At 59.7% G+C, this 15,150-nt stretch carries 17 protein-coding genes and 1 pseudogene; 10 read left to right on the forward strand and 8 right to left on the reverse strand.

Annotated elements, in window-relative coordinates; genetic code table 11:
- Positions 1–138 precede the first annotated feature (138 nt).
- Complete coding sequence (locus PH551_RS06495) at positions 139–351, reverse strand: hypothetical protein (RefSeq protein WP_285192331.1); 213 nt, start codon at positions 349–351, stop codon at positions 139–141.
- A 269-nt stretch (positions 352–620) separates the two neighbouring features.
- Between PH551_RS06495 and PH551_RS06500 the strand changes: the two genes are divergently transcribed.
- Positions 621–962, forward strand: coding sequence for a hypothetical protein (locus PH551_RS06500; protein ID WP_285192332.1), 342 nt, complete (start codon positions 621–623; stop codon positions 960–962).
- Positions 963–1,920: 958 nt separating this feature from the next.
- On the opposite strand, the gene PH551_RS06505 is transcribed toward PH551_RS06500, so the two are convergent.
- The 4 genes from PH551_RS06505 to PH551_RS06520 all read right to left on the reverse strand — a co-directional run bounded on the left by PH551_RS06505 (position 1,921) and on the right by PH551_RS06520 (position 3,870).
- Positions 1,921–2,466 carry a chloramphenicol phosphotransferase CPT family protein gene (locus tag PH551_RS06505; RefSeq protein ID WP_285192333.1) on the reverse strand — a complete coding sequence of 182 codons (546 nt, stop codon included), beginning with the start codon at positions 2,464–2,466 and terminating at the stop codon, positions 1,921–1,923.
- A gap of 81 nt (positions 2,467–2,547) precedes the next feature.
- Entirely contained in the window at positions 2,548–2,913 is a 366-nt protein-coding gene (locus PH551_RS06510; RefSeq protein ID WP_285192334.1) for a hypothetical protein, read from the reverse strand.
- 287 nt (positions 2,914–3,200) lie between these two features.
- On the reverse strand, positions 3,201–3,449 hold the full coding sequence (locus tag PH551_RS06515) for a hypothetical protein (protein ID WP_085781412.1): 249 nt from the start codon (positions 3,447–3,449) through the stop codon (positions 3,201–3,203).
- A gap of 34 nt (positions 3,450–3,483) precedes the next feature.
- Complete coding sequence (locus PH551_RS06520) at positions 3,484–3,870, reverse strand: DUF2934 domain-containing protein (protein ID WP_085781413.1); 387 nt, start codon at positions 3,868–3,870, stop codon at positions 3,484–3,486.
- Positions 3,871–4,057: 187 nt separating this feature from the next.
- On the opposite strand from PH551_RS06520, the gene PH551_RS06525 reads away from it, so the two are divergent.
- Positions 4,058–4,780: a GntR family transcriptional regulator gene (locus tag PH551_RS06525; RefSeq protein ID WP_285192335.1), complete on the forward strand. Its 723-nt coding sequence runs from the start codon at positions 4,058–4,060 to the stop codon at positions 4,778–4,780.
- Positions 4,781–4,824: 44 nt separating this feature from the next.
- Positions 4,825–6,012: a mannonate dehydratase gene (gene uxuA / locus PH551_RS06530; RefSeq protein WP_285192336.1), complete on the forward strand. Its 1,188-nt coding sequence runs from the start codon at positions 4,825–4,827 to the stop codon at positions 6,010–6,012.
- Between the two features lie 57 nt (positions 6,013–6,069).
- On the opposite strand, the gene PH551_RS06535 is transcribed toward uxuA, so the two are convergent.
- A complete protein-coding gene (locus tag PH551_RS06535) occupies positions 6,070–6,717 on the reverse strand; it encodes a TetR/AcrR family transcriptional regulator (RefSeq protein WP_285192337.1) in 648 nt (215 codons plus the stop codon).
- 136 nt (positions 6,718–6,853) lie between these two features.
- Here PH551_RS06535 and PH551_RS06540 point away from each other — a divergent pair, with 136 nt between their 5' ends.
- Positions 6,854–8,038, forward strand: a complete 1,185-nt coding sequence (locus PH551_RS06540; RefSeq protein ID WP_285192338.1) for an HlyD family secretion protein — start codon at positions 6,854–6,856, stop codon at positions 8,036–8,038.
- A 24-nt stretch (positions 8,039–8,062) separates the two neighbouring features.
- The gene (locus PH551_RS06545; RefSeq protein WP_285192339.1) at positions 8,063–9,646 is read left to right on the forward strand and encodes a DHA2 family efflux MFS transporter permease subunit; all 1,584 of its coding nucleotides are present in this window, start codon (positions 8,063–8,065) and stop codon (positions 9,644–9,646) included.
- 84 nt (positions 9,647–9,730) lie between these two features.
- Here the strand turns inward: PH551_RS06545 and PH551_RS06550 are convergent, their stop codons facing one another.
- Both PH551_RS06550 and PH551_RS06555 read right to left on the reverse strand, forming a co-directional pair.
- The gene (locus PH551_RS06550) at positions 9,731–10,600 is read right to left on the reverse strand and encodes an aldose 1-epimerase family protein (RefSeq protein ID WP_285192340.1); all 870 of its coding nucleotides are present in this window, start codon (positions 10,598–10,600) and stop codon (positions 9,731–9,733) included.
- Between the two features lie 105 nt (positions 10,601–10,705).
- Positions 10,706–11,035, reverse strand: coding sequence for a DUF6665 family protein (locus tag PH551_RS06555; protein ID WP_183704126.1), 330 nt, complete (start codon positions 11,033–11,035; stop codon positions 10,706–10,708).
- A 141-nt stretch (positions 11,036–11,176) separates the two neighbouring features.
- Between PH551_RS06555 and PH551_RS06560 the strand changes: the two genes are divergently transcribed.
- The 5 genes and pseudogenes from PH551_RS06560 to PH551_RS06580 all read left to right on the forward strand — a co-directional run bounded on the left by PH551_RS06560 (position 11,177) and on the right by PH551_RS06580 (position 15,124).
- Entirely contained in the window at positions 11,177–12,799 is a 1,623-nt protein-coding gene (locus tag PH551_RS06560; protein ID WP_285192341.1) for an ABC-F family ATP-binding cassette domain-containing protein, read from the forward strand.
- A gap of 82 nt (positions 12,800–12,881) precedes the next feature.
- Positions 12,882–13,470, forward strand: a pseudogene (locus PH551_RS06565) (hypothetical protein).
- A 98-nt stretch (positions 13,471–13,568) separates the two neighbouring features.
- Positions 13,569–13,733 (forward strand): DUF1328 domain-containing protein, encoded by a 165-nt coding sequence (locus PH551_RS06570; protein ID WP_003571841.1) that lies wholly within the window; start codon positions 13,569–13,571, stop codon positions 13,731–13,733.
- A gap of 327 nt (positions 13,734–14,060) precedes the next feature.
- Positions 14,061–14,582, forward strand: coding sequence for a DUF992 domain-containing protein (locus PH551_RS06575; protein ID WP_285192343.1), 522 nt, complete (start codon positions 14,061–14,063; stop codon positions 14,580–14,582).
- Positions 14,583–14,656: 74 nt separating this feature from the next.
- Positions 14,657–15,124: a GNAT family N-acetyltransferase gene (locus PH551_RS06580; RefSeq protein WP_285192344.1), complete on the forward strand. Its 468-nt coding sequence runs from the start codon at positions 14,657–14,659 to the stop codon at positions 15,122–15,124.
- The last annotated feature ends 26 nt before the right edge of the window (positions 15,125–15,150 follow it).

Consider the following 15,150-nt stretch of genomic DNA (forward strand, 5'->3'; position numbering starts at 1 on the left):
CGAGAGCGAAGTGACGACCGCACTCACACGATTCTTGATGTCATGACCGCTTCTGGCGCAAAGCTGCTAAAGCCGCATCATCATCGGTTGGTGGCAATTGCTAGACAGCTCCGGAACGAAGTCCCTGGGACACCACCTTCATTGGCTCGCGTCCCACGTGTCGTCATCTTCTGCGTCAGCAATGTCGTCAGCCAAGACAGCGGCGTGCTCGGATAGAATGGCGGCCACATTGTCGAGAAGCATCGCCAGGTCAGGGTCGTTGGCAAAAAGTTGTTCCTGCTTGGCCTTTAACTTTCCGATATAGAAGTTGTGGATATGGAGTGATCCAGTCATCTGCGCGGTGGTTGGCATGCCGATGCTCCGATTCATGTTCGCACGTCGATGCCCGCCAAGAATAGCTCGGCTCAGGCACTCCCACCAACATCGACATCGTCGCCCATTTCGTGCACCGGCAGATAGGCGGCGGCGATGTCTTCCTGCCACATTGAACAATCGGTACGCTGTTACGAAAACTTCCGCTGCAACATCAAGGGTAACAAAACCCCAAAAGCGGAGACGAATTATTTTCCAATTTGTTCAGACGCTCCCGATAAGCTCACAAGAAGCTTTCGAAGATCAAAATGGATATAGGTGACCTTAAAACCTATGCGGTCGCAGCGATCCCGATCATCCTTCTCAGCGCTCCGCTGACCTACTGGCAACTCGCAAAAGGCCGTTTCAGAGCCGACCAGACGTGGCTAATGGTAAAATTGCTGCTCATAGATTTAGCGATGATAGCATTCGGTGGATGCTATTGGGGTAATGTTTGCACCTCCAGCCATTTCGTCAAAGGGCTTGCCGCGATGGTAGGGCTCGCCGGATTATTCACCTCTTTCCTGCTCGTCCCGATACTCGGCGGCGGGCTAGCTGGACAAGGATTAGGGTGGGCAGTTTGGCGCATGGCCAATCGATCACGAACGTAACGTCTACAGCGCCCCGCGAGCCGCCGTCAGTTTCCATTGCGCTGTCAACAATCGATGCGTACACGTTCACTCCGATCTGATCCCGGTCGTGCCCTATCGGCTTCCGTCTCCGAAAAATCTGGCTGGTGTGATCATGTAGCTGAATGGCAATTCGACGTGGGGGCGAGAGACCCCTGGAGGATCGCGCGCAAAGTTGTTCGCGGTGCAGCGGTCATGTCAAGCCAGGGAAGCCGATCTCGCAATTTAGGGGTGATACGATCCGTGGTTATTTCAATGTCGAGGCCTGTGAACTGGACACCCGGAAAGTGCCGACCTAAATCCTGTGGCCGAATCTCAAATATCGTCTTTGGATCAGCTTCGCTCTTGAATGACACGATGACGGGCAGTCTGCCTGTGTTATAGTATCTGAACGGGCGACGGCCCCTGGCACCGCGCAGTAGCGCAAAGTCCGCTGCTGACAGCGATCCGATGCTATTCTTCACACCCAGGCTTGTTAGTACTCCGCCCTCGTAAACTTGAGTCAGGCTGTTGTTGGGATCATGCTGAATCGGCAGAATGTAGACGGTCCCCTTGCCGCCATGGTCGAAGATTAGCGCTTCACCGTAGAGCCGTGTGGCACCTCCATTACCGATCAGGCTATGTGTGACTCGAATAGGTGATTTCCATCACCGAGGTGCTCTCGAACGGTTTCCCGTCGACCGTTGCTGGCGCAATCACCTTGAAGCGAACAGTCGCACTTTCACCCTGACACCCCGCAAGTGGAAGTGTAGGCAACGAGGCAAGAAACATCCTTCGCGTAAACGGCATTAATGCTATAAGGCGCTACACAGATCGATCCACAATCACTAGGCGATCCCAGTGACGGATCACTTAACGCGCTGAATGTCGATTAAACGTAAGCGGTCCGATCCTTTTTTGATCTCGGAATGACCGGCATCAGGTGCGCACGAAGCTGACTTCAATTCGTGGTCGAAACAACGAAACTTGAGGAGCGACGACCGCTTCGCCAGGCACAGAGCAGCCTTTCCACGTTCACATCAGCACCATCCGTGGATTGCAACTCGATGTCGTACGTCTTGCCGACGTGTATCGTCTCATAATCCCGCTGGGCACTGCCGACCGGCCTGTCTCCACGCGCGGTTTCGCGCTCAATCAGAAGTCTGAGCGGGCAGTGCACGGCAACGAAAAACACATCGTGGTTTGCGAGGAGGTCCGAGAGAGTTTCTAGCCAGCCATCTGTATCCAGAATGTGCTCAAGAATGAGATTATTACCAGCGTCTGCATAGGCCTTTAGCGACCCATGGAAACCGTGGAAGAACGCGGCTCTGGAGTCAGCCCAGCGGAAGTCGCCGTTCCGAAATCGCGCTGTTGGAAGAACACCTGCGTCACGCAGATGGTCGATTGAGATGTGCCAAAACGGCTTCTCGATTCGTTCCTGAAGGGTTTTGGCGATGGTGGACTTGCCGCTGCTCGAAGCGCCATGGAGAAAGATAACTTGTGCCATAACGGGCTTCCGAATTCTCTGCGACGCGGTTTAATACAGCCAAATGAAATGTCTATGTCCGCTAGCGGCCCTAAGCGGACCTCACTTGAAATCGGGAAAGACTACCCGCTTGTCGCCAGGCGTCTCCGCCCATGCTCGATAGGCCTCGTATTTCACAGCACCGGACCCGATTCCCTTGATCATACGACGGCACACCTCGGCAATAGCCTTCGCTGCGGGCATTCCGCTATCCCGGTCGATCTCTGCGCGTGCTTGGTCGGTCATCGCCGCCAAATCGTTCTCGGCACATCCCTGGATAATTCGCGAATGGGTCGACGGCTGTTCACGAATTAGAGAAGCGTAGTATTCGAAAGTTTCTCTGTTCCATGCACCGCCATCAGCCCGGACCAAAGACGGGATCGCGAGGGTAGCAACGAGAGAGGCAATCAATTGAATTCGGTTCGGCATGGCACTCCGCCCAAGGTTGCACCGCTGTGAAAAGCAGTTTCTGACTGTGAGCGCAACCTTTCACGCCGGCCGCAATGACCGCTTCTGGCGCATTCCGGTCAATCCGAACGATTCGACTGATCCTTGCAGGTAAGAACTGCGTCACTATAAGGACGTCGATTCCGCTTAATCAAGCTGATCGACAGCCTTCAAGTCCAGGATCTGAATCTCTCGCCATTCCAACCGAATTGTCCGGCCGTTATAGGACAGCGACGCGCTAGTCGCGCAGCCACTTTTGGTACCTGGAGCTATCGCCAATATGGACGCGCCGCGCTTTCCACCGATGACCGGCCGAGGAGATAGCCGAATCCGAATGCGAGAATACCAATGGTGAGCAATGCGCTTGCGGTGTGCGGGTGGTTTCTAGCCCCGGCCGTGACTGCATAGACCTCACGTTTCACCCCGCTGGCCGCCGATTGGGCAACTTTGGCCAGTCCTTCCGGCGGCTCGACGGGTGTGCCGGTAAATCCGGCGTCCAAGTCTCTTTTATCGACCATATCGGGAGACCTTTCCTGCATTGAAGACAGCAATTTAATCCTGCTCGCGTGTGCCGGGTGAGGCTTCGCGTTGGTCCGCGTCTTCGAGATCCGTCTTGACTAGGAAGGCATCGCTATGTTCGCGTGCGGCCTCTCGCAGCGCTTCGAGCTTGGGAGGATTGTCGCCCCCGCCATATTGCGCATCGAGCTCATGCTCGGCGCGAATCCAGTGATCCCGATGCCTGCCCTCCGGCCTGCCTTCCTTCTCCCACAGCGCATGTGCTCTTTTCCGGATCTCCTCCTCGCGGAGCACCGCCGGGCCGGTTTCGTGTGTGGCTTGCCGCGCCATCTTCCCTTTCCGCGCACCGGCGAGTGAAGATTTCTTCAGCCGCGTGTCGTCGGTCGTGTCTTCATTTTTTGTGCTTCGTACCGGGTTCTTCATCGGCGCCTCCTTGATTGGATCTCAACCAATTCGGCTGATCTAAGTTCCAACCAACAGTCTCGACCAGCATCGCAACGCATGGTCAAACGACCCCCAACCTCCGAATGTAATCCATTCCTTCGCAGGCCTTGGCAGGGCGCCGCAGCTGATATACTAGTATGCCAGAACACGGTCACTGGTCTCGATTATGCAGCAGTCCTCGGATGCCCAAGCGCTTCCGGTTTCGATTTCCCAGGAAGTCGGCCCGAAGTTGCGCCGCGTCACAACGGCCGGTGCTATCTACGAACGTCTCTATGCCGACATCGTCTCGCTCAGGATGCCGCCTGGCCTGTTGCTGCAGGAAAAGCGGATCGCCGAGGATTTCGGGGTGAGCCGCACGCCGGTGCGCGAGGCACTGCTCAGGCTCTCCGAAGGCGGGCTGGTCGACATCTATCCGCAGTCAGGCACGGTCGTGTCGCGTGTGCCTGTCGCGTCGATCCCCGAGGCGGTGGTGGTGCGCAAAGCGCTCGAAGGTACGACCGTCGAGACTGCGGCCGAAACCGCCCGCGCTGCCGATATTGCCCATCTGGATGCGATCATCTCCCGGCAGCGGTCGCATGCCGCGGCCGGCAACGCCTCGAACTTTCATGAGGAAGACGAGGCCTTTCATGAGGCGATCGCTGAGATAGCAGGTTATCCGGGCATCTGGGCAATTCTGAAGACTGTCAAGGTGCAGATCGATCGGGCGCGGCGGCTGGCGCTGCCGGCGCTTGGGCGCATGGACAATGTGGTCCGCGAACACATCGTCATTCGCGACGCGCTCGCCGCCCATGATGCTGCGGCTGCGCGCGGCGCGATGATCCATCACTTGAGCGCCGTCATTCCCGATGTCGATGAGCTGCGCTCGCGTTACCCCGATTATTTCTGCTGACGGCAGGATCACCACGAAAACGAAGAGGCGAGGGAAGGAAAAGGATGCGACAGGGTTGGAGATGGTTCGGACCGGAAGCGCCGGTGACGCTGGATGATGTCCGTCAGACGGGCGCGACCAATATCGTCTCGTCGCTCCATCAAGTGGCGATCGGCAGGGCCTGGACGGAAAGGGAAGTGCGCGAACGCCAGTCTCTGATCGAGACGACGCCGGCGGACCGCTCGCCACTCGTCTGGTCGGTCGTCGAAAGCATTCCGATCCCTGATGCAGTCAAGCGCAGAGGCGGGGAGGCGAAGGCTGAAATCGAGGCGTGGATCGCCAGCCTCGAAGCGGTCGCCGCCTGCGGCATTCCGATCGTCTGCTATAATTTTATGCCTGTCGTGGACTGGACTCGCACCGACCTCGATTTCGTGACGCCGACAGGGGCCACCGCCATGCGCTTCGATCATGAGCGTTTTGCAGCCTTCGACCTCTTTATTCTGGAACGGCCGGGTGCGGCCCAGCAATATTCCGATGAGGATCGCGAACGGGCGCGTGTCGTCTATGAGGCCATGTCGGAGGAGGAGGTCGCCGACCTCACCCGCATTATCGCCTCGGCTCTTCCCGGCTCGACGACGGAGCCCCTTACCATTCCGGCCTTCCGGGAAAAGCTTGTCGCCTATAGCGGCATCGATGCCGCAAAGCTGCGCCGGCACCTGATCGAATTTCTGGAGGTGGTGACGCCGGCGGCCGAAGCACGCGGCGTCAAGCTGACGCTGCATCCCGACGATCCGCCGCGGTCGCTCTTCGGCCTGCCGCGCATCGCCTCGACGGCCGATGATTATGCCGCTCTCTTCGATGCAGTGCCGTCAGCGGCGAACGGTATGTGTTATTGCACCGGCAGCCTCGGCGTGCGCGCCGACAACGACCTGCCGGCGATCGCCCGGCGGTTCGCTTCGCGCATCCACTTCGCGCATCTGCGTGCAACGACGCGTGAAGGCGACGGTCGGACGTTCCACGAAAGCGCGCATCTGGAAGGTGATGTCGACATGGTCGCGGTTCTCCGCGAACTGGTTGCAGAAGACCGCCGCCGCGCTCCCGAAGACACCATCGTCTTCCGCTCGGACCATGGCCACCGCATGCTTGACGATCTCGACAAAACGGTCACGCCCGGCTACCCCGCTATTGGCCGCATGCGCGGCCTTGCCGAGCTTCGCGGCATCCTGCATGCGCTGGACGCCCCGCCGACCTGAGGGGATTGGCGTTGCCTGGCACAGAAAATCATTGCGATCTGGAGCCCAAGCGACACTTCAGAGCGCGCAACCCTTCAGGAACAGATCCGTGCACATCTTCGCCCTCGCGGCGATCTCCTCGATCCCCGGCGGCTGTTGCTGGCGCAGCATCGCGGCGCGCTGCGGCTCCATGATCATCATCCCACGGAGCATCCCGCAGGCGGCATGTGGATCGTCAAGTGCGATCAGCCCGCGATCGATCTGTCTGCGCAGCCAGTCTTCCATCAGCGCGTTTGTCCTGACGATCGCTTTCTCATAAAAGGTCGTGGCGATCTCGGGAAAGCGGTCGGACTCGCTGATGACGAGCCGAGTCACTGTGATCGTGTCCAGCGAGAGCGTCAGCATGCCATAGGCCGCCAGCATGCGCTCCAACCCTTGCCTGAGGTCCAATACCGCAAGCGTTCCGGGATCGAGCGACATGAGGAAGCGCCCCGTCCGCTCGATGATCATCTCGGAAAACAGATCCGCCTTGGTCGGAAACAGCCGGTAGAGCGTCTTGGTCGAGACACCAGCCCCTTGCGCGATCGCGGCGATGCTTGCCGCGGCATAACCATTCTCGTGGAACTGCCGGTTAGCCGCCTCGATGATCACGCTTCTCGTATCGTCGTCGCAGCGGACTTGCGGTCGTCCTCGCGGTCTCTTCTCGATTTCGTGATTTTGGACCATGACTATTTTCCAAATTCTTGTTGACACCGATTTTATAGAGCATATTTTGGAAAACAACAAGTTTCCAAAAGTGGAACTGACGTGAATTTAGAGGCCGCAGCCGGTAGCGACAGCGACCAGTAATAGGAGAAAGGCAATGTCCATTAGTACGCTGCAGGCCCTGAACAACAACGCGCCTGTCACCGAAACCACGGCGGAAGCCGCACCGGCAACCCTTGATGCCGGCAACACGCCACGCATCGCCGAAGCTGTCCCAGTTTTGGAGCCTCCCGCCCGCAAGCGCCGTGGCCGCGGACTGTTGCTGGGCGCGACCGCCATCGCCCTGCTCGCCGCCGCCAGCTATTACGGCCATAGTTACTGGACCGTCGGCCGCTTCGAGATCTCCACCGACGACGCCTATGTGAAGGCCGACAATACGACCGTCGCGCCAAAGATTTCGGGCTACATTGCGGAAGTGCTCGTCGGCGACAACCAGGTGGTCAGGGCGGGTCAGCCGCTCGCACGCATCGATGATCGCGATTTCCGTGCCGCTCTCGACCAGGCCAAGGCCGATGTCGCCGCCGCCGAGGCGACACTCAACGCCAAGCAGGCCTCGCTCGATATTCAGCAGTCGACGATTGCCGCAGCCCGCGCCACGGTCGAGGTCGACAAGGCGAACGAAACCTTCGCGGAACAGAACAACAAGCGTTACGCCAATCTCGCCACCAATGGTTATGCGCCGGTTCAGACGGCGCAGCAGGCCGCTTCCGCCATTGCCGCCGCCCAGGCAACCATTGTACGCGATAATGCTGCGCTGGATGCCGCCGTCAAGCAGGTCGACCTTCTCAATGCCGAACTCGCCCAGGCGAAGGCGACGCTCGCCCATGACCGGGCCGTCCAGCATCAGGCTGAACTGAACCTCTCCTATGCAACGATTACCGCCCCTGTCGACGGCACCGTCGGCAACAGGACGCTGCGGGTCGGCCAGTATGTGCAGGCGGGCACCCAGCTGATGTCGGTTGTACCCACGAGCGCGGTCTATGTGATCGCCAACTACAAGGAAACGCAGCTGACCGATGTTCGCGCCGGCCAGCCGGTGGATATCGAGGTCGATACTTTCCCAGGACGCATCTATCGGGGCCATGTCGATAGCCTTGCTCCGGCAAGCGGCCAGGAATTCGCGCTTCTGCCTCCCGACAACGCGACTGGCAACTTCACCAAGGTCGTTCAGCGCATTCCGGTCAAGATCGTGCTGGACGGCGAAGCCGCCAATGGCGACCTGCGACCCGGCATGTCCGTTCAGCCGAGCATCGACACCAAGGCCGATGCCGACCGCAGTTAGGCGCGGGGATTAGGAGATCGTGTCATGTCCACTATCGCAGCAACAGCCGCCCCCATATCGCAGCCGGGCGCCGGCACCAATGAATGGATCGCCGTTCTCGCCGGCATGATCGGCGCCTTCATGGCGATCCTCAACATCCAGATCACCAATGCCTCCCTCCTCGACATCGAGGGCGGCATCGGAACGGGCGTCGACAACGGCGCCTGGATATCGACATCCTACCTGATCGGGGAGATCGTCGTCATTCCGCTGACGGCCTATTTCAGCAATGTCTTCTCGTTCCGCCGCTATATCCTCGTCAATTCCATTCTCTTCCCGCTGTTTTCAATGGCTTGTGCCTTCGCGCATGATCTCGGCACGATGATCCTGCTGCGCGGCCTGCAGGGCTTTGCCGGTGGCGTACTGATCCCCATGGCCTTCACCATGGTGCTAACCAAATTGCCGAAGACCCAGCAGCCGCTGGGGCTCGCGATCTTCGCGCTGTCGGTCACTTTCGCCCCGGCCATCGGCCCGACGATCGGCGGCTACCTGACGGAGAATTATGGCTGGCAGACGATCTTCTTCATCAACACGATCCCGAGCCTCATTATGGCGGCCGCTCTCGCCGTGACGCTGGAAAAGCAGCCGATGCAGCTCCACCTTCTGAGGGAAGGCGACTGGGCCGGCATCTTTACCATGGCGGTCGGCCTCTCGGCGCTGCAGACCGTGCTGGAGGAAGGCAACAAGGAAGACTGGTTCTCCTCGCCCTTCATCGTCAAGCTCAGCCTTGTCGCCTTCGTCTTTCTCGCCGCCTTCATCTGGATCGAGCTGACGGTCAAGAAGCCGCTGGTCAAGCTGCGGCTGCTCACTCAGCGCAATTTCGGCATCGGCGTGCTGGTCAACGTCCTGGTCGGCGTCGCGCTCTTTGGCACAGTCTATATCCTGCCGCAATATCTCGGCCAGGTGCAGCGTTATAATGCCGAGCAGATCGGCAACGTGCTCGCCTGGACCGGCCTGCCGCAGCTGTTGCTCATTCCGCTGGTGCCTGTTCTCATGAAGCGTTTCGACGCCCGCTATATCGGCTTCCTCGGTATCTCGATCTTCGCGATCAGCTGCTTCATGAACATCATGCTTTCGGCCGACAATGCCGGCGACCAGTTCTGGATCCCGAATATTGTCCGTGCCGTTGGCCAGGCCCTGGTGCTGACCCCGATCACAGCAATTACGACGGCCGGCATTGCTCCATCAGATGCCGCCGCCGCCTCTGGCCTGACCAACATGCTGCGCAATCTTGGCGGCGCGGTCGGCACCGCCTCTCTCGGCACCATCCTGACGAAGCGCGAACAGTTCCATTCCAATATCATCGGTCAGTCGATCACGCTGAGCCGTGACGAAGTTCGCGATCGCCTGGGCAAGCTTTCCGGCTACTTCATCCAGCATGGCGTCACCGATCCGGCTGTCGCATCGCAAAAGGCGGTCGTTGCGATTGGCCAGATCGTCAAGCGCCAGGCATTGATCTTGGGCTTCAGCGATACTTTCGCTGTCATCGGCGTGGTGCTTGCAGTGGCGGCATTTGCCCTGCTCCTCACCAAAAAGCCTCAGGCCGGCGGCGGTGCGGGCGCCCATTGAAAACGACGGATTCCGCAGAAAGATCTTCCTGAAGAAAAGCCCTCCTTTGCACGCCATGCGAAGGAGGGCGTTCACACGTGAACGCTACTGGCCGATCTCGACCGTGAAGGCGAAACGCGCAACAGCGCCCGGTGCGAGTAGCGTCGTCGAGGGCCGTTCCGAGAGTTCGCTCGAAGCTCCGGCCTGCGCAGCCGTCCCGTGCCATGGCTCGACGCAGAGGAAGGGCGCGCCCGGCTTGGTCCAGAGAGCTAGGTTGGGCAGGTTTTCGAAACCGAACCGCAGGCTCGGCCCATCCTCGGCACCGTAGCGCAGCCCTTCTCCCGCCCCTACAGGGAAGATCATCGCATCCTGCTCGAACATCGCATGATCCAGCACCAGCCGGCCTTTGTCGAAGGGTGAGGGCAATGGCGTTGGATTTATAAGGCCGTCCGCCAGCCGCACGAGTTCCGGCTCACCCTGATTGTCGAGCGTGATGATGTGGGCGCGTCCGGCAGCGCCGGGCAGCGGCCACGCGAAGGCGGAGTGGAATCCAAGCCCGAAGGGCATCGTCTTCCGGTCGCGGTTGGTCACCTCGGCGCTGACGGTCAGCGCCCGGCCTTCTACCGCATGCTCCACGGCCAGCAGGAATTCGAACGGATAGACCGCCCGGGTACTCTCCGAGGCGGCAAGCTCGTACCGGCACATCGTTGCCGCGGATGCCGCGAGGGAAAACTCGCTGCGGCGGGCAAAACCATGCTGGGCCATCGGATAGATCGTGCCGTCGATTGCGATCTTGTCGTCCGGGGCCTTGCCGACGATGGGAAACAGGATCGGCGAACGCCCGGTCCAGAAGGCGGCGTCGCCCGTCCATAGCCAGGAGCGTCCGTCGCTTGATTTAAGTGCCTGCATCTCGGCGCCGAGGGAGGAGACATCGACGGTGAGGTCCTGATTGCCGATCCGGATTGAGGCTGGCATCGCAATTCCCTTTCGTAGGTTGGTACCAAGTCATCTCATTTCCGCACCGTGAGTTTCTACTCTATCGGTGAGGTTGGTAATCACACGCCAGCTGGTGCTCATTCGTTACTTCCGTATCGCGCCCAACCTTGCGATCACTTCGTTCGGAATTCCATAGCGCTGAATGGCGTCGCGGTTGTTTCTCATTCCGCAGATTTCACGCTGGATGAAGAATGCCCAGACCGCATCGGAGGCGTCATTGAGAAGCTTCTCGCGTTCCTGCGCGCTTTGGCGTTCGCCGGTCCAGGCTTTCAGGGCGGCGAGGGCCGCCTCCACCTTCAGCCCGTGACGCCCGAGTGAATCGGCGCGCTCCGACATCAGCTCGTATTCGAGGACGTTGAGGCCGTTCCTATCCTCCTGGGATTGTCTGAAAGATTGCGGCGGCCGAACGCTCATGGGCACGGATTCCTTATCAGCGCAGGCGACAACCTTATCCAATCCAGTCTTCGAGATCGAGAGGGCAGGGGAATGGACCTTTCCCGCCATTTCCGCGCGTGGTAAGGGCGCCGTAACTTTCTTTCAGGCCCACAGCAGACCATGATTCGTATCGAGAATATCAGCAAGCAGCTCAGCCACCGGATCCTCTTTATCGAGGCGTCGGCCGCTCTCAACAAAGGCGAGAAGATCGGCCTCGTCGGCCCGAACGGCGCCGGCAAGACGACGATCTTCCGGATGATCAACGGCGAAGAGCAGCCCGACGAGGGCCAGGTCTCCTGCGAGAAGGGCGTGACCATCGGCTATTTCAACCAGGACGTCGGCGAAATGGCGGGCCACAGTGCCGTCGCCGAGGTGATGAACGGCGCCGGGCCGGTCAGCGTCGTTGCCGCCGAACTGCGGGAGTTGGAGGCCGCCATGGTCGATCCGGAGAGAGCCGGCGACATGGAGGAGATCATCGAGCGCTACGGCGAGGTGCAGGCGCGTTACGAGGAGTTGGACGGTTATGCGCTCGACGGCCGAGCCCGCGAAGTGCTTGCGGGCCTGAGCTTCAGCCAGGAGATGATGGACGGCGATGTCGGTGCGCTGTCGGGCGGCTGGAAGATGCGTGTGGCGCTTGCGCGCATCCTGCTGATGCGCCCTGATGTCATGCTGCTCGACGAACCGAGCAACCATCTCGATCTCGAAAGCCTGATATGGCTCGAAGAGTTCCTGAAGGGCTATGAGGGTGCGCTGCTGATGACTTCGCACGACCGCGAGTTCATGAACCGCATCGTCAACAAGATCCTCGAGATCGATGCCGGCTCGCTGACCTCTTATTCCGGCGACTATGAATTTTACGAGCAGCAGCGGGCGCAGAACGAAAAGCAGCAGCAGGCCCAGTTCGAGCGCCAGCAGGCGATGCTCGCCAAGGAGATCAAGTTCATCGAGCGCTTCAAGGCGCGCGCTTCGCATGCTTCGCAGGTGCAGAGCCGGGTGAAGAAGCTGGAGAAGATCGACCGGGTGGAGCCGCCCAAGCGCCGCCAGTCGGTCGCGTTCGAATTCCAGCCCGCGCCGCGCTCCGGCGAGGACGTGATCAGCTTGAAGAACGTCCATAAGAAATATGGCAGCCGAAGCATCTATGAGGGGCTGGATTTCATGGTGCGGCGGCGGGAACGCTGGTGCATCATGGGCATCAACGGCGCCGGCAAATCGACATTGCTGAAGCTGGTGACGGGCACCACAACGCCCGACGAAGGCAGCGTCGCTCTCGGCGCCAGCGTCAAGTTGGGTTATTTCGCCCAGCATGCGATGGATATTCTCGATGGCGAGCGCACGATCTTCCAATCGCTGGAAGATCGGTTTCCCCAGGCCGGGCAGGGGCCCTTGCGGGCGCTCGCCGGATGTTTCGGCTTTTCCGGCGACGATGTCGAAAAAAGGTGCCGGGTGCTGTCTGGCGGCGAGAAGGCCCGATTGGTCATGGCGATGATGCTGTTCGACCCGCCGAACCTGCTCGTGCTCGACGAACCGACCAACCATCTCGACCTCGACACCAAGGAAATGCTGATCAAGGCGCTGTCGCAATATGAGGGCACCATGCTGTTCGTATCCCACGACCGGCATTTCCTGGCAGCGCTCTCTAACCGGGTGCTGGAGCTGACGCCGGAGGGCATCCACCAATATGGCGGCGGCTATACGGAATATGTGGCGCGTACCGGCCAGGAGGCGCCCGGACTTCGGAGCTGAACGGCTATTTTTCCGCCGGCTGTGAGGGCCGTTCATGTGAGCGAAGAATAGCGCCGGCCGATATTGCCGGCTCTCTGCCACGATGATGACCAATTTCCGTGGTGTTCGGGCCTTCTTAAAACAATCGGGGCGGGCACATCAGCATGGACTGGATCAATCGTCATATCGATCAGCCGTTATTGAATGGCGCGGCAGGCTTGCTGCGGCAGTGGCACATCCGTACGCGGCAGTCGCCGGAGCTGCTGGAGCCGACCTGGAATCTTGTCGTGCTGTCCTTTCTCCTGATTGCCAGCGGACAGGTTATGACAGGCAAGCCTTTCGCGCTCAGCATCGCCGCGCTGATCATGCTGGCCCTGCCTTCAGCCAAAAAATTGCTTTCAGCGGTCAAGGCAGGCGGAAGCGCCTATGGCGCCCGGGAATACAAGTCCTCGAGGGCGCGGGCCGTCGCCAAACGGGAAGCGGAATGGTCGGTGCGGATCATCGTGCTGTTTTCATCCGCCTGCCTTCCCTTCATCGCCCGCATCGATGATCCGGTGGGCGCCTGTTTCATGATGGGGGCAAGTGTCTGGTTCGTGCTGACCGGGCCGCTCAAGACGTATCTCGATGCGGCCGAACCTCCCGAACCGACTGAAGGCGACCGGATGTACAGCGGCGTCTTTCATTTCGGCTGAACGACGCCGATGCGACGTTCCATCTGCCAGCCATGAGGGTGAGGGAACCAAAACGGGCGGTCGCCGTTATCTCCGCAGCAACGTAAAAGGAGATTGCGATGCTTTACTACGCTCTGGTGTTTCTCGTTGTGGCCTTGATTGCCGGTGTCCTCGGATTTGGCGGCATCGCAGGGGCTTCAGCTTCCATTGCCCAGGTTCTGTTCTTCATTTTCCTGGTGTTGTTCGTCGTCTCGCTTGTCATGCGCTTCATGCGCAGAGTATAGTGAAGATTGATCAAGTATAAAGCCCGGTGATAATTATCACCGGGTTTTGCTTTTGTTGACGGCCCTCACCGGCCGGCGGAAACTCGCTTCGAGCGAATGTGCTTTTTGTGCAACCATCCCTAACAAGATCGTGAAAGGCCGCATGCAAGTCGCATATGCCTTCGAAATGTCCCAATGGGGCTGAACCGTGGGGCTGTCGCTTGCGCCCTCCCACGCGCTTTGACACGCGATGCGAAAACGGCGCCGTCCGGGATTGCTCTGCGGTCCCCTGCGATATCCGGTGCCGCCAGCCGGGTGTTCCCGTCACGATTTGAGAAGGAGAGACTTATGAAAAAAACTGTTGCGACGGCGTTTGCCGCGGTATCGTTGACGTTTGTCGGCGCGGGGGCGGCCAATGCAGCCGACCCCGTCACCAGAACCTATGAAGAGCCGGACCTGCGCAATGGCGTGAAGATCGGTTATCTCACTTGCGATATCGGCGGCGGCACGGGATATGTGCTCGGTTCGTCCAAGGAAGCCGATTGTGTCTTTCAGTCAATTGTCGGCAATGAGCTTTTCGATCACTACACCGGCGAAATTCGAAAGCTTGGCATCGATCTCGGCTTCACCACGCGCAGTCGTCTGATCTGGGCGGTGTTTGCGCCAACGGCTGGTTATCATCGCCGGTCGCTCGCCGGACTTTATGTCGGTGCCAGCGCAGAGGCGACGGTTGGTGCCGGCGTCGGCGCCAACCTCCTGGTCGGTGGCACCTCCGGTTCAATCCATCTGCAGACGGTTAGCCTGACCGGCCAGCTGGGCCTGAATGTTGCGGCCGGCAGCGCGTCGATGACACTGACCCCGGCGGATTGACGGTTTTGTCGCCCCTGCCGCGACGCAGCGGGGGCGTCACGCGATTATTGGATGGGCTTGCTGGCGACGAAACGATGGATATCCGAGTTGCTACGCCCGACGAGGATGGGATCCTGGTCGGGCACTATCTGAAAATCTGGGACAGCTATGGCACGCCGCCCGAACATTACAGGTCGGATGCGGTGGCGCGGATATTGTCGTTCTTGAGAAGCGGTCGCGAGGAGCGGCGCCTTGCTTCGTTCCTGGCCATTGTGGACGATGAAATCGCTGGTTCCGTATCTTGCCAGCTGCACCAATCGCCGTTTCCGGAAGTCATTCGGCCGGAACAGCGGTTGCACGGTTACATCTGGTCCGTCTATGTCGCCGAAGCCTTCCGTCGGCGCGGCATCGCTTTGGCGCTGACGAACAAGGCCGTCGATTATCTGAAATCCATCGGCTGCACGACTGCCGTCATTCATGCCTCGGATGTGGGGGAGCCGGTCTATCGGAATGCTGGCTTCGAACTGGCGAAGGAAATGCGGCTGAAGTTTCCTATGGAGTGAGCCGCGTAGCCGAAGCACCTACAGGC

Origin of the sequence: Rhizobium atlanticum (genome assembly GCF_030182485.1) — a bacterium.
GTDB lineage: Bacteria > Pseudomonadota > Alphaproteobacteria > Rhizobiales > Rhizobiaceae > Rhizobium.